The organism is Pseudomonas sp. NPDC096917 (assembly GCF_044762555.1).
Lineage (GTDB): Bacteria > Pseudomonadota > Gammaproteobacteria > Pseudomonadales > Pseudomonadaceae > Aquipseudomonas.
Map to the genome: position 1 here is coordinate 147,733 of NZ_JBIWEO010000003.1, position 13,686 is coordinate 161,418.

Consider the following 13,686-nt stretch of genomic DNA (forward strand, 5'->3'; position numbering starts at 1 on the left):
GTGGCGCAGAACTAATGTGGCAGCGGGCTTGCTCGCGATGGCATCAGTGCGTTGAATCGAACAAACCGAGTTGCCTGAATCGCGGGCAAGCCCGCTCCCACAGGAGGCGCGTCAACGCGCGTTACGTGGCATGCCCAGGCCGAACTGAGCAATCAGCTCGCGCTGGATTTCGTTGGTGCCGCCGCCAAACGTCAGCGTCACCGAAGCCCGGACTTCATACTCCAACTCGCCTTGCAGCAAGGAAGCCTGCGAACCGCCACGCACCAGGCCATTGGCCCCGACGATATTGCTCAATATGCGCAGAATCTCGACCCCCGACTCAGAGCCATACACCTTGGTGGTCGAGGCCAGTGCCACGTCCATATGGTCACGCTCAAGCCCGGCCGCAATGCGCAGGTTGATCAGGCGCATGGCTTCCAGGCGGGCGTAGCACTGCGCCAAACCGGCGCGCACCCAAGCCTTGTCAATCGCGCGAGCGCCGTGTTCATCCGCTTCGCGGGCCCACATGTAAACCTTGCGAAACAAGCCAACCACTTTGTCCGACCAAGCGCCCAGCCCCAGCCGCTCATGGTTGAGCTGCGCGGTAATCAACTTCCAGCCCCCGTTCAATTCGCCCACCAGCATGGATTTGGGCACCCGCACGCTGTCGTAATAGGTGGCCGATGTCGGGTTGCTGGTGGTCGGGATGACCGTGGTCGAAAAGCCTTCGGACTGTGTGTCGAGAATCAGGATCGACACCCCTTTGTGGCGCGGCAGATCAGGGTCGGTGCGGGCCGCCAGCCAGATGTAATCGGCTGACTCGGCGCCCGAGGTCCAGAGCTTGTTGCCGTTGACCACGAAGTGATCGCCTTCAAGCCGGGCACTGGTTTTCAGGGCGGCCAGGTCGCTGCCTGCCCCCGGCTCGGAATAACCGATGGCGAAAATGATTTCGCCCGCGGCGATACCGGGTAAAAACTTGGCCTTTTGTTCTTCCGTGCCGGAGGCCATCAGCGCCGGGCCCACAGTACTGATGGTCACAAAGGGCAGCGGCGCACCTGCAATATTGGCTTCTTCAAAGAAGATAAATTGCTCGGTAGGGCCGTAACCCTGCCCGCCGTGCTCCACGGGCCAGCCGACGGCCAGCCAGCCATCGCGGCCCATCTTGCGGATGGTGTCGCGGTACAGGTCGCCACCCTCTTTGCCGCGCAATTGCTCACGCAGTTGTGGGGTCATCAGGTTCTGGAAGTAATCCCGCACCTTGAGGCGCAGGGCATTTTGTTCAGGAGTGAGGTCAACGAACATGGAAGCTCCTTAGGCTGTGCCAAGAATCAGGCCGCTGGTAGGTACACCCGTACCGGCGGTGACCAACACGTTTTCGACGTTGTCGACCTGGTTGACCGAGCTGCCTCGTACCTGGCGTACTGCTTCCGCCACGCCGTTCATACCGTGGATATAAGCCTCGCCCAACTGGCCGCCATGGGTATTGATCGGGAACTTGCCGCCACGCGCATGATGCCCGGCACGGATGAATTCCTTGGCTTCGCCTCGCTCACACAGGCCGAACTCTTCCAGTTGCGGCAGCACAAATGGGGTGAAGTGGTCATAAATGACCGCGGTTTGCAGCGCGTCAGGCCCAAGTCCGGCCTGGCGATAGAGCTCTTTGGCAACCACGCCCATTTCCGGCAGCCCGGTAATGTCGTCGCGGTAGAACGAAGTCATGATTTGCTGGCCCGAGGTAATGCCCTGCGAACCGGCTTTGATGATCACTGGCTTTTGGCGCAAGTCCTTGGCCCGCTCAGCCGAGGTGATGACCATGGCCACCGCGCCATCAGACTCCTGGCAGCAGTCGAGCAAATGCAGCGGTTCGCAGATCCAGCGCGAAGCCTGGTGCTCTTCCAGTGTGATCGGCTTGCCGTAGAAGAAGGCGTTCGGGTTGGTCGCGGCAAAATCTCGGACCGCCACCGCCACCCGACCGAAGTCTTCGGAGGTCGCGCCGTAGGTGTGCATGTAGCGCTGGGCAAACATGCCCACCCACGAAGCCGGGGTGTGCAGGCCGTGAGGCATGTACCAGCCGTAGTTGACATTCTCGAAAATCGGCGTCGAGGCAAAGCCATAACTGCCGCTGCCGAAGCGATACCACGAACGTTCGTTCATGGCGCGGTACACCACCACGACTTTTGCCACACCAGTGGCCACAGCCATGGCAGCGTGCATGATCGGCCCGCAGGCCGCACCCCCACCGTGAGGCACCTGGGAGAAGAACTTCACGTCCTTGCAGCCCAGCAGGCGGGCGATTTCATACTCGGGCACTTTGTCGACCGAATACGAGCTAAAACCTTCGACTTCAGAGGGGTCGATGCCCGCGTCTTTGAGTGCGGCCAGCGTGGCTTCCATCGCCAGGCGCAGTTCGGTACGCCCGGAGTTCTTGGAAAACTCGGTCGCGCCCAGCCCAACAATGGCGGCGCTGCCGGAAAGTGACGATTGCGTCATGTGTCTTGTCTCCCGCTGTCAGGGCAGAACCAGCGCGACCGTACCGGTCACGTGGTTGCCCATCGAATTTTTACCACTGAGGGTTATTTCCACCGTGCGGGTGGCAGCGTCCTGGCCCGTGACAGCGCCGTTGAAGGTCATGCAGTCGCCGGGATAGTTCGGCGCGCCGAGCTTGATTTTCAGCGACGCAAAACGCGCTTCGGGGCCGGCCCAGTCTTCGATGTAACGCTGCACCAGCCCGTTGGTGGTGAGGATGTTCATGAAGATGTGCGGCGAACCCAGGGTCTGCGCAGCATGCAGGTCGTGGTGGCCCGGGAAGTAATCGCGGGTCGCAATGGCGCCGCCTGCGACCAGGCCCACGGTGATCGGGATCGCCAGTTCCGGCAGGGTTTCGCCGGGGCGCACGTCGTCAAAGCGCTTGGTGTTCTTCGAGGTCATATTTCCATCCCAGCTTGTCGTTATGGCTCAACCAGTCGCCAAGGCGTTCCAGGCTTGCCGCCGAACCGCCCAGGGCACTGCCCAAAGCGCGGCTCCAGTAGAGAAAGCGATGCATCGGGTACGTCAGGTCGACGCCAATGCCGCCGTGTACGTGTTGAGCGGTGTGCCCGATCAGATGCCCCGCTTCACAAGCCTGCCAGGCGGTGGCCAGCGCTTCGCAAGGCGCAGGCAGCCCGGCGTCGAGGCGGTAGCACAATTGCCACAGGCAGCTGCGCAACGCTTCAAGGGCGATGTGGGTATTGGCCATGCTCATTTGCACGGCCTGAAAACTGCCGATGGTGCGATCGAACTGGCGACGCTCGCTGACGTACACCACGGTGCGGCGAATCTGCTCATCACTCACGCCCAGTTGCAAGGCAGCCAACGCCGCGATGCTGCGCGGCTCCAGCCAGCTCAAGGCACTGGCCGGGAGCAACTGCTCAACGTCAATCAGCAGTTCGTCGATGTGCAAGTCGGCAATAGCTTCGCCGTGGGTCATGCGGCCAGGCACCTGCCTGATCGCCGGGGCCGACAGCTCGACCAGTGCCAAACGTGGCTGACCTTCGGCCTCAACCAGTAACAGCGCCGCGTGTGACTGCTCGGCAAGCGCCAAAGCCGCTACACGGCCATTGAGCAGCCAGCCGCCTGCGGCCGGTGTGGCATGCAAGGCAATGCCGTGGGCGCTGGTCAAGCCGTTCAGTTCCAGGGTCAGTAAGGCCCGGCCAGCAGCGGCCTCAACGGCCCATGCCTGCAATGACGGCTCAGCACACTGTGCCAAGGCCGCAGCGGCCAGTTGATGACGCCACAACGGCACCTGCCCCAGCGCCCGGCCTTGGGCCTCAAGCACCAACAGCAACTCGGTCATGCCCAGGCCGCTGCCACCTTGAGCCTGCGGAATGGCCAAGGACTGCAAGCCGGTTTCCACGCACAACTGCCACAGCGGTTCCATAAAGGCGTGGTCGCTGGTATCAAACTGGCGCAAGCGGTCATCGGTGCAATAGTCGGCAAACACATTGCCCGCCATTTCGGCGATTGCTTTTTGATCTTCGGTAAATTCGAAATCCATGCAGCCCCCTTATTGCGCAGCTGGCCTGAACAACGGCAGCGTCAGTTCGCCGTCGAAGGTCTGGAATTCAAGTTGCAAGGCCTGGCCGATGCGCAGTTCGTCACGCTGGGCGCCGACCAGTCCGGCCACCAGACGCACCCCCTCCTCCAGTTCGATCAGGCCAATCGGGTTGGGATGATCAAAGGGGGCGACTTCTGGGTAATGCATGATCACGAACGAGTACAGGCTGGCGCGGCCACTGGCCTCAACGCTGTCCCAGTCGAACGAGTGGCACTCGATGCACACCGGCGCCGGTGGATGACGCAAGGTTTGGCACTGGGTGCAGCGCTGGATCAGTAATTTGCCAGCATCGCAGCCTTCCCAGAAAAACCGTGTGTCGTCGCTCATGCCCGGTTTGGGGCGCTTGATCGCAGGTTTGTCCTCGACCTTGGCCGGTGCGGCTTCGGCGCTGTGGTTGTGCGCGGGGCGGAACTTGAACACGCGGAACAACAGTTCTCCAACCGCCTCGTCGCCACTTTTGTGTTCCACGAAGTAGCTCATCACCAGGGTGACAAAGAAACCGGTCCCCAGGCCTGTGGTTTTCTCGTCACCAACCGAGTCAAGACGGGTGGTGTAGTACAGCTTTTCCCCCGGACGCACATTGCGATTAAAGGTCAGCTCGGAGTTGACAGCGACCACTGAAGGGTAACCATACGACTCAATGAGCTTGAGTACCTCGTAAGGGTTTTCGGCGGTCGAGCCCGGCGGATAGTTATTGGTATGGAAGCCTTCCATGCACCACACCTGCAGCATCGCAGCCGGTGCTACCAACCCGTCCTGCGAACTGTTCGCGGCAAAGGCAGCGTCGGTGTAGAGCGGATTGTCCACGCCCATGATCTCGCACCATTGGCGGATCATCGGGGCGTTGACTTCGTCCCAGGCGTAGACGCGACCATATTCACGCCCCACCAGGGCGCGCACGTCGGTTAGCAATTGAGAATCAGCCAAGTTCGTCTCCTGCGTGTTGAGAGCGGCAACCCAGTGGTGGCCGCTGAAGGTCGTCAGTTCGCTGCGCTTAAAAAGGCCGGACGTTCGCCGCCGCCGTGCAGCAACAAGTTGCAGCCGCTGGCATAGCCGGCCATGGGTGATGCGATAAACAGACACGCGTTACCGATGTCTTCGGGCACTGCCATGCGCCCGGCCGGGATCCCGGCACTGACTGCCGCGATGCCCTGCTCGTCGCCGTAATGCAGATGAGCTTGCTCGGTGCGCACCAGCCCTGGGCTGACGGTGACCACCCGCACTTTGGGTGCCCACTCCACCGCTAACGATTGCACCAGCGCCAACACGCCGGCCTTGGCCGCGCCATAAGCCGCCGTGCCAGGTGAGGCGCGCAGCGCACTGATGCTGCCGATAAACACAATGCAGCCGCCCTCGGCCTGTTGCTGCATCAGCGCGTTGGCCTGTTGCGCGACATTCAAGGGCGCGATGAGGTTGAGCCGGATAATGCCTTCGTGAAAACGTGGCGATGCGCTGGCCGCCTCGGCGGCCGGGCTGCCCCCGGCGTTATTGATGACCACATCGAGACGGCCGAAATCGGCGCGAATCCCGTCAAACAGGGCCTTGAGTGAATCCATGTCACGCACGTCGCACGCCATGAACACCGCCTGCGCCCCATCGACCTTGGGCAAGGTCTCTGGCAGCGTTCTACCGCACACAATCACCTGCGCCCCGGCTTGCAGAAAACTGCACGCAATGCCTGCGCCAATGCCTTTGGTTCCGCCGGTGACCAGTACCACCTTGCCGCTGTAGTCCAGCCCTGAAAGTTGGCCCATGACGCGCTCCTTTTCTTCTGATGGAGCCACTCTAGGGGCAATGCGGGGGGCATTCGTCGTCTGAACGGACGATGAAGCCTCACCGACCGAAAGCAACAATCCAGCGCACGCTGTGGTCACAGCCCCCGTTAATGAGGAACCCCATGTCAGACCCATCTGTCGCGCCGGTATTGCTTGAATTCCCAGCCGTAGGCGTGGCCCTGCTGCGCCTGAATCGGCCCCTGGCGACCAATGCCTTGAGCCTGGAACTGCAAGCGTTGCTGTCGCGCTACTTCACTGAACTGGCTGAAAACCCCGAGGTGCGCTGCATCCTGCTGACCGGCGGCGAAAAAGTGTTCGCGGCCGGCGGAGACATCAACAGCATGGCCGGGGTCGGCCCGATTGATATTTATCAACGCCATACCGAACGGGTCTGGGCGCCAATCCAGCATTGCCCCAAGCCGGTCATTGCTGCCGTGTGCGGCTATGCCTATGGCGGCGGTTGCGAACTGGCGATGCTGGCCGACATTATTGTGGCCGGGCGCAGCGCCAGATTTTGCCAGCCTGAAATTCGCATCGGGATCATGCCCGGCATCGGCGGCACCCAGCGTCTGGTGCGTGCTGTGGGCAAAGCCAAAGCCATGCGCATGGCCCTGACCGGGCAACCGATCAGCGCTGAAGAAGCCTGGATTTCGGGGCTGGTCAGTGACGTGGTAGACGACGGACTGGTACAGGAACATGCCCTGCAAATGGCCAAATTAATTGCGGCCATGCCGCCGCTGGCCGCCGAACAGATCAAGGAAGTGATATTGGCCGGGGTCGATGCACCGCTGGAAACCGGCCTGGCGCTGGAACGCAAAGCCAATGCCTTGCTGTTTGCTTCTCGTGACCAGAAAGAAGGCATGCAGGCATTTATTGAAAAACGCCCGGCGAAGTTTGAAGGCTACTGAAGTCAAAAGCCGTGGGCGCTGGCGAAGGCTGCGATCCTTTGATTGTTAAGGTCAAAAGATGCAACCTTCGCCAGTTCCCCTGACGCTATTTCTGACCTGCAATCATACAAATCCCGCTCGCAGTTCATTCTTCGCCACTTTGTTGGACGCATTCACTGGCAGCGCATCATAAAACCGCACCATACGCGGCACTTTGTAGTTAGCCATGTGCTCACGTGCCCACCGAATCAGCCCGGCTTCATCCAGACTCTGCTCGTGGCGCAACACCACGCACGCACAGCCTACCTCGCCCATGCGCTCATCCGGCACACCAATGACTGCCACTTGCGCGATGGCCGGATGTTCGATCAGGCCGGCCTCGATCTCTGCGGGGTAGCAGTTAAAACCACCGACGATAAACATGTCTTTGAGCCGATCGGTGATGCGCAAGTTGCCGTCTGTATCCAGTACACCAATGTCGCCGGTGTGCAGCCATCCCTCACTGTCGATGGTTTCGGCTGTGGCTTTCGGGTCTTCAAAATAGCCCTGCATGACGTGAAAACCACGCAGGCATATCTCACCTGCAATGCCTGGCGCTAACTCAAGATTCTGCGGGTCGCGGATACTGACTTCGGTACCCGGAATCGCTCGACCGCTGGTGCCCGCGATGGTGTGCGCAGCATCCTGCGGATCACAGATGGTGGCCAGGCCACCACATTCGGTCAGGCCATAAGCGGTGGTGACCACTGAAAAGCCCAGTTCGCGGCGCATACGTTCGATAAGTATCGGCGGAATGGTTGCCGCTCCCGTCACGGCAATGCGCAAGCTCGACAGGTCAGTTTCAGCCAATTTGGGGTGCGCCAGCATCGACAAGTACAAGGTCGGAGGCCCCGGCAACACGTTGATCCGCTCTGCGGCGATGCGCTGAAACACGGCTTCGGCGTCGAATACCGGATGCGGCAAGATCGTCGCCCCGGCCAACAAGCATGTCAGCCAGCCTGCCTTGTAACCGAATGCATGGAAAAACGGGTTGATCACCAAATACCGGTCACCCGCCTGCAAGCCGATCACCTTGACGTATTCGCTAAACGCGCGGATGTTTTGCCCGTGGGCGCTCATCACGCCTTTGGGCTTGCCGGTGGTGCCAGAGGTAAACAGCAAGTCGCTGAGGTCGTTGGCTTGAAGGTCTGCCGACCGCTCTTGGGCGCTGGCTTCGCTGACGGCTGCACCCAAGGCCAGAAAGGTCTCCCAGTTTTGCCCCAGCAACACTTGATGCTCAAGACTGGCCGGGCGGTGTGGCGCCAGTAAGGCCGGGTAATCCACCCCCAAAAACGAAGGCTGTACAAACAATACACGCGCGCCGCTGCGTTGCAGGATGTCCGCCGCTTCGCCGCCTTTCATGCGGGTGTTGATCGGCACCATTACTGCGCCCGCGCAATGGATGCCCAGCGCGGCAATGATCCAGTCCCGGCCATTGGGTGCCCAGATCGCCACCCGATCACCTTTGTTGATGCCCAGTGCCATCAGGCTGCGGGTCACAGCCAACGCCAGGTGTGGCAGGTCACGGTAGTCGGTGCACACGCCGTTTTCTTCGATGGCGGTGCGCCCGGCATGGTGCTTCGCGGCATGGCGCAGCACCTGTGGAATGGTGTTCAGGCTAGAAGTCATTGCTCACTCGTCTGGCTGGTTATTCAGGAAAGCACACGCGCAACTGTTCACTGCTGGGCACTGATTGGCAGGCCAGCACCCATCCGTCATTCAGTTCTTGCTGGTCCAGCGCATCGTTGCGCAACATCTCGACACTACCGCGCTCTACGGTGCACATGCAGGTGGCGCAAGAGCCCACCAGGCACGAACTGGGTGGTTTCAACCCGGCCCGTTGCATAGCGTTAAGCAACGTTTCGCCTTCGGCACACGGTACTTCGAACTCTTCGCCGTCAAGGCGCACCGAGAGCTGGCTGCCGACCACGTCGGTGTTAACCGCAGCCGGGGCGGCCACACTGCCCTCCTCGGGCAACGAGACAAAGCGCTCAACGTGTATGCGTGCGTGCTCCATGCCCAGCGAGTGTAAGGCGCTGACGGCCGCGTCCATAAAGGGGCCGGGGCCGCAGATAAAGGCTTGGCCATGGGTAAACGGCTTGGCCAGTTGCGCCAGTTGCTCGACAGCCGGAATCCCTTGCACCGAGTCCAGCCAGTGAATCACTTGCAGGCGTTGCGGGTGTGCGCTGGCCAAGGCTTTTAGCTCATTGGCAAAGATCACCGAAGCTTCGTCGCGGTTGGCATAAATCAGCAAAATCCGCCCGCTGCCAGCGATCAGCGCCGAACGCAGGATCGACAACACAGGGGTCACGCCACTGCCGCCACCCAACAACACCAGGTCATCGTCGAAATGCCGGGGCACGAACACCCCGGCCGGGGGCAGCACTTGCAGCTCGTCGCCTTCACGCAGGTGCTGGCACAACCAGTTAGAGGCTCGGCCATCACGCACCTGCTTGATCGTGACCCGTAAGGGCTCATCGACCAGCGGCGTGCTCGATAGCGAATAGCAACGCGGCAGCCAGCCGCCTTCAAAGGGGATGCGCAGGGTCAGAAACTGCCCCGGCTTGTAGGCAAACTGCTCGCGCAGTGCGGCAGGTATGTCAAACACCAGCGATTTGGCATCCGCCGTTTCGCTGACAACGCGAGTCACACGCAGGGAGATATAGGCCGGTAGGTTCATATCAAATACTCATCACAAACTGACCACTGTCGATCCGCAACTCGATGCCACTGATGGCCCGCGACTCGTCACTGGCCAAAAACAGCACGCTGGCGGCGACATCTTCGGGCTGGCACATGCGCCCCATGGGGTCGGCGTCGATGGTCAGGCTCCACGGGTCGAGGCCGGGCGGCAGGCTCTTGGTGGTCATGGGGGTAAGAATGCCGTCCGGGTGCAACGAGTTGCAGCGGATTCGGTACTTGCGGCGGCGGCACAACACCGCCACGGTGCGGGTCAGAGCCGCCACGGCGCCTTTGGAGGCGCTATAGGCGGCGTAGTCATCGCGCCCGGCGATGCCGGCAATTGAGGACATATTGATGATCGAACCGCCCGCGCCCTCTTTCATCAGGCTGATCGCTGCGCGACAGCCCAGAAACACGCTGTCGGCGTTGATGTGCTGCACACGCTGCCAGTCGGCAAAAGCGGTGTTTTCAATGTCGCCCTTGAGCAGGATGCCGGCATTATTGAACGCGATGTCCAGCCGCCCGTGGTGCTTGCGCAGGGTCTGGATTACCCGCTCCCAATCCGCCTCGCTGCTGGCATCGTGTTCAACAAACAGCGCCTTGGGGCCGATCTCTTCAGCCAGGGCCAGTCCACCCGCAACATCAATATCGCTGATCACCACGTGGGCTCCTTCACGGGCCAACAACAGCGCCGTGGCCCTGCCGACACCACTGGCGCCGCCGGTGATCAATGCAACCTTCCCTTCGACTCGAGCACTCATGGTGTTGTCCTTTTAAAGCGGCTCAAGGGCCAGGTACTGAGAGGACGATTGAACCTCTGTGCTCACCGCTTTCCCGGCACGCCGCCCGGAAAATACGCAATCGGCCAATGACAAACCGCTGATGTACAAGTGCGATGCCACACCTATAGCCGTGCGCCCGGCACTGAACAGCCCGGCAATCGGCTGACCGTCTTGATCCAGCACCGCGCCATTGCTTTCATCCACCTTGAGGCCGCCCAGGGTCAGCGCCCCCAGCGGGAAGATCGGATTAGTGACACTGATGTCACAGGCATAAAAGGGCCCTTGATCGAGTACCTGCCGGCTGCCTTCAGACTTGCCAAACGCATCCTGGGCTGTGCCTCGGGCCCCCGCGTTGTAAGCCCGCAACGCTGAATTCAGCGCTGCGGCCTGCATGCCGCAGACTTTAGCCAGTTGATCGGGGTTTTGCCCCTTGCGCACTCGCAACAGCATCAGTGCCAGTGCCGGCAAGCTCTGGAACCACCAATAACCGCCAAACAACGCCTGACGAATCGCCTGTTTGCGCAGCCGCGCATCCAGTACCAGCCAGGCTTTGCCGTCCTGCTCCTCACACAACGGCTGGCCAAGGGTGGCGCCGTAGACTTCTTCGTTACAAAAGCGCTGGCCCTCGGTGTTGACCACAATGCCTTTGGGCCAGCAAAACGGCGGGTTGATAAAGCGCCAGGCGGAAACCCGGCTCAAGCGTTCGGCCTGTGCTCCAACCGATTGCCCCAACAGCAATCCACTGCCATCGCAGCCGGTGGCGCCGACTTTGAAATTACGTCGAAACTTTGGCGCGTGGTCGCGGATCAAGGTGCGATTGAAGATAAAGCCCCCCGTGCTAAGAATCACACCACGCCGCGCCCGTACCAGAATCAGTTGGCCGTGAGCCTGCTCCAGGTCACTGACCTTCTGGCGCAGACGGTCGCAATAACCAGGAGCAAAATTTTGCAGGCGCTCGGCCCGCGCCGCGAGGCGTGCGTGCAGCTTGGCTTCACGCGAGCCCTCTGGCAGGTGGCAGAACTCGGCGCCAATCACTCGCCCGTGGTCATCTACCACCAGACGCTGGGCGGCCGATTGCAGCAAAGGCCTGACGCCAGCCCGCAGGCAAGCCTCTTTCAAATGTCCGTATAGCACCGCCCCGCACTGCCCCTTGCCCACGGTGCGATGACCGCGGGGAGCCGGGGGTTGGGTGCCTGCGTGTGACGGCACCAGTTCGTTGCCCGAGTAATACAAAAAGTAGCCATCGGACGGGTACGAGGTTTTACCGCCCGGTGGCACGCTGTGGCTGTACTGTGCGCCATGCCCTTCGAGCCAGCTCAGATTGCTGATGCTCTCGTCGCAGAACTTGCGCAGGGTTGCGTCGCTGATCACGCCCTGAGTTTCGTGTTTGAGGTAATCAAACATGGCTTGCGGACTGTCGTTAAATCCGGCGGCCTGCTGCTGGCGGGTGCCGCCACCGGCGTAGACCACGCCGCCGCTTTTGGCACTGGCACCGCCGCCGGTAAAACGATCGGCGACTATCACATCGACGTCCTGAGTGCGCGCCTCCAGGGCGGCACAGGCACCCGCCGCTCCCCAACCGATCACCAGCACGTCGCAACTTGAATGCCATGTGCGGTTGCCCAGCTCACTCTGCTGCAAAGGCCGCAGGATCCGGGTGTTGCTGCCGGTGCCGCGGCTCATGACAGTGCCTCAGCCTTGGCTTTGCTCACGGCCGTGACAGAGCGGGCGATATGGTTGGCTGCGATATAACCGAAGGTCATGGCCGGCCCCAGGGTGCCCCCCGCGCCAGGGTAACTGGTGCCCATCACCGAAGCCGAGCAGTTACCAATTGCATACAGCCCGGCAATCGGCTGACCGTCTTCACGCACCACTTGCGCATGCTGGTTGGTCAGCAGGCCGCCTTTGGTGCCAATGTCGCCCGCATCCAGACGCATGGCGTAGTACGGGCCTTTGCGCAGCGGTGCCAGGCAAGGGTTGGGCTTGATGTTGCTGTCGCCGTAGTAACGGTCGAACACGTTGCCACCCCGAGCAAAGTCCAGGTCGATACCGGTCTGCGCGTAGCCGTTGATCTTCTGTACGGTGCTGTTCAACCCGGCGGCATCCACCCCGATTTGCAGGGCCAACGCGTCCAGGCTATCGGCCTTCCAGTACACGCTGTTAAGCCACTCTTTGCGCAGCCGGCTGTCGGGCACCACTTGGGCGGGCATTAAGGGCCCCATGGCGTAATGGAAACGGAAATGGCCGTCGAAGATCACCCATGACGGCACCGAACGGCCACCGGTTTTGAGGTTGTCCTGGTACATGGCATCGACAAACTCCAGGTACGGCGCTGCTTCGTTGACAAACCGGTGGCCCAGGCTGTTGACCACGATGGCGCCCGGAAACGCTCGCTCGGCAAACACGCCACGCGGTTTTTCTTCGTTCGGCACGGCGATGGTCGGTGCCCACCATGCCCAATCCATGAGCGCGGTAGCCGCGCCGATGTTCATCCCTGCTTCCAGCGCAGCCCCGGTGTTGTTGCCCGGCGGCGTGGCGCTCCAGCTTGCGCGGGTGGGTTGCGGGAGGAACTTCTCGCGCAGCGTCTGATTCTGCTCAAAGCCGCCAGAGCCAAAAATCACCCCGCGCCGAGCCTTCAGCTCCAGCACTTTGCCGCCCGTGACGACCTTGATCCCGCAGACCCGATCACCGTCGAGTATCACGTCCTGAAAATTGGTGTTGAGCCACAGCGGGACGTTGCGATCCATCAACGAGCGGCGCAAAGACGCCACCAGCGAACTGCCCAACGCTGCGCGGCGGTCGTATTTGCTTTTGCGGCGCCACTTGAAGTCCAGCTTGTAGCGCGCCATCAATTTGAATATCAGCCATTGCCAACCGAAACTGCGGGCCATGGCTTTGTGCGCGTCACGCGCGGTCCAGGCGATGCGCCCCATGAGCAGGGTCGAGGGCGAAGGCTTACGCAGGTTGGGGAGTTCTTCGGCCAGCAGGCTGGTGTCAAACAGTTCCGGATCCAGGGTGCGGCCACCCGCCAGCGCGCCTGGCAGATGCGGATAATAATCCGGGTATTTGGCTGCCACTGCATAACGCACACGGCTGGTGGCGGTGAGTTTTTTGATCATCGGCGCGGCGTTGTCCAGATACGCCTGCAAGCGCAGCGGATCGCCCTGTTCGCCGGTCGCGGCCTTGAGGTATTGCATCGACAACTCAGGGCTGTCCTGCCCGCCCATGGCCGCAAAGTAATGGTTGTTCGGGATCCAGATACCGCCGCCGGAAATGGCCGAGGTCCCGCCGTACTTGTCGCTTTTTTCGACGATCAGCACTGAAAGACCCTGATCGGCAGCAAACAGCGCCGAGGTCATGGCCCCGGCACCGGAACCGACCACGATTACGTCATAGGTGGACTGAGACTGAACTTGAGCCGTCATTATTGTTATGTCATCCGCTGAGGT

Annotated in this window: 12 protein-coding genes; 1 reads left to right on the top strand and 11 read right to left on the bottom strand. The window is 61.2% G+C overall.

Features of this window, described 5'->3' with window-relative positions:
• Nucleotides 1-111: 111 nt before the first annotated feature.
• The 6 genes from ACIQYF_RS04875 to ACIQYF_RS04900 are packed head-to-tail and all read right to left on the bottom strand — an operon-like array spanning nt 112 to nt 5,826.
• Nucleotides 112-1,281: an acyl-CoA dehydrogenase family protein gene (locus tag ACIQYF_RS04875; RefSeq protein ID WP_402857425.1), complete on the bottom strand. Its 1,170-nt coding sequence runs from the start codon at nt 1,279-1,281 to the stop codon at nt 112-114.
• Nucleotides 1,282-1,290: 9 nt separating this feature from the next.
• The gene (locus ACIQYF_RS04880) at nt 1,291-2,469 is read right to left on the bottom strand and encodes a lipid-transfer protein (RefSeq protein ID WP_402857427.1); all 1,179 of its coding nucleotides are present in this window, start codon (nt 2,467-2,469) and stop codon (nt 1,291-1,293) included.
• Nucleotides 2,470-2,487: 18 nt separating this feature from the next.
• Nucleotides 2,488-2,907, bottom strand: coding sequence for a MaoC family dehydratase (locus ACIQYF_RS04885; protein ID WP_402857429.1), 420 nt, complete (start codon nt 2,905-2,907; stop codon nt 2,488-2,490).
• Nucleotides 2,879-4,012, bottom strand: a complete 1,134-nt coding sequence (locus tag ACIQYF_RS04890) for an acyl-CoA dehydrogenase family protein (RefSeq protein WP_402857431.1) — start codon at nt 4,010-4,012, stop codon at nt 2,879-2,881. Before ACIQYF_RS04890 ends, ACIQYF_RS04885 begins: the two co-directional genes overlap by 29 nt.
• Before the next feature lie 9 nt (nt 4,013-4,021).
• A complete protein-coding gene (locus tag ACIQYF_RS04895; protein ID WP_402857433.1) occupies nt 4,022-4,999 on the bottom strand; it encodes a bifunctional MaoC family dehydratase N-terminal/OB-fold nucleic acid binding domain-containing protein in 978 nt (325 codons plus the stop codon).
• Between the two features lie 53 nt (nt 5,000-5,052).
• Nucleotides 5,053-5,826 (bottom strand): SDR family oxidoreductase, encoded by a 774-nt coding sequence (locus ACIQYF_RS04900; protein WP_402857435.1) that lies wholly within the window; start codon nt 5,824-5,826, stop codon nt 5,053-5,055.
• 143 nt (nt 5,827-5,969) lie between these two features.
• Between ACIQYF_RS04900 and ACIQYF_RS04905 the strand changes: the two genes are divergently transcribed.
• Complete coding sequence (locus ACIQYF_RS04905; protein WP_402857437.1) at nt 5,970-6,755, top strand: enoyl-CoA hydratase; 786 nt, start codon at nt 5,970-5,972, stop codon at nt 6,753-6,755.
• A 102-nt stretch (nt 6,756-6,857) separates the two neighbouring features.
• On the opposite strand, the gene ACIQYF_RS04910 is transcribed toward ACIQYF_RS04905, so the two are convergent.
• The 5 genes from ACIQYF_RS04910 to ACIQYF_RS04930 are packed head-to-tail and all read right to left on the bottom strand — an operon-like array spanning nt 6,858 to nt 13,662.
• A complete protein-coding gene (locus ACIQYF_RS04910) occupies nt 6,858-8,402 on the bottom strand; it encodes a FadD3 family acyl-CoA ligase (protein WP_402857439.1) in 1,545 nt (514 codons plus the stop codon).
• A 19-nt stretch (nt 8,403-8,421) separates the two neighbouring features.
• A complete protein-coding gene (locus ACIQYF_RS04915) occupies nt 8,422-9,453 on the bottom strand; it encodes a 2Fe-2S iron-sulfur cluster-binding protein (protein WP_402857441.1) in 1,032 nt (343 codons plus the stop codon).
• Nucleotide 9,454: 1 nt separating this feature from the next.
• Nucleotides 9,455-10,216, bottom strand: a complete 762-nt coding sequence (locus tag ACIQYF_RS04920; RefSeq protein WP_402857443.1) for an SDR family oxidoreductase — start codon at nt 10,214-10,216, stop codon at nt 9,455-9,457.
• Nucleotides 10,217-10,228: 12 nt separating this feature from the next.
• Nucleotides 10,229-11,920, bottom strand: coding sequence for an FAD-binding protein (locus ACIQYF_RS04925; protein ID WP_402857445.1), 1,692 nt, complete (start codon nt 11,918-11,920; stop codon nt 10,229-10,231).
• Complete coding sequence (locus ACIQYF_RS04930; RefSeq protein ID WP_402857447.1) at nt 11,917-13,662, bottom strand: FAD-binding protein; 1,746 nt, start codon at nt 13,660-13,662, stop codon at nt 11,917-11,919. Before ACIQYF_RS04930 ends, ACIQYF_RS04925 begins: the two co-directional genes overlap by 4 nt.
• Between the last annotated feature and the right edge of the window lie 24 nt (nt 13,663-13,686).

Coding starts and splice junctions, on each gene's coding strand:
- ACIQYF_RS04875 (WP_402857425.1), bottom strand. CDS start 1,281: ATGTTCGTTGACCTCACTCCTGAACAAAATGCCCTGCGCCTCAAGGTG.
- ACIQYF_RS04880 (WP_402857427.1), bottom strand. CDS start 2,469: ATGACGCAATCGTCACTTTCCGGCAGCGCCGCCATTGTTGGGCTGGGC.
- ACIQYF_RS04885 (WP_402857429.1), bottom strand. CDS start 2,907: ATGACCTCGAAGAACACCAAGCGCTTTGACGACGTGCGCCCCGGCGAA.
- ACIQYF_RS04890 (WP_402857431.1), bottom strand. CDS start 4,012: ATGGATTTCGAATTTACCGAAGATCAAAAAGCAATCGCCGAAATGGCG.
- ACIQYF_RS04900 (WP_402857435.1), bottom strand. CDS start 5,826: ATGGGCCAACTTTCAGGGCTGGACTACAGCGGCAAGGTGGTACTGGTC.
- ACIQYF_RS04905 (WP_402857437.1), top strand. CDS start 5,970: ATGTCAGACCCATCTGTCGCGCCGGTATTGCTTGAATTCCCAGCCGTA.
- ACIQYF_RS04910 (WP_402857439.1), bottom strand. CDS start 8,402: ATGACTTCTAGCCTGAACACCATTCCACAGGTGCTGCGCCATGCCGCG.
- ACIQYF_RS04915 (WP_402857441.1), bottom strand. CDS start 9,453: ATGAACCTACCGGCCTATATCTCCCTGCGTGTGACTCGCGTTGTCAGC.
- ACIQYF_RS04920 (WP_402857443.1), bottom strand. CDS start 10,216: ATGAGTGCTCGAGTCGAAGGGAAGGTTGCATTGATCACCGGCGGCGCC.
- ACIQYF_RS04925 (WP_402857445.1), bottom strand. CDS start 11,920: ATGAGCCGCGGCACCGGCAGCAACACCCGGATCCTGCGGCCTTTGCAG.
- ACIQYF_RS04930 (WP_402857447.1), bottom strand. CDS start 13,662: ATGACGGCTCAAGTTCAGTCTCAGTCCACCTATGACGTAATCGTGGTC.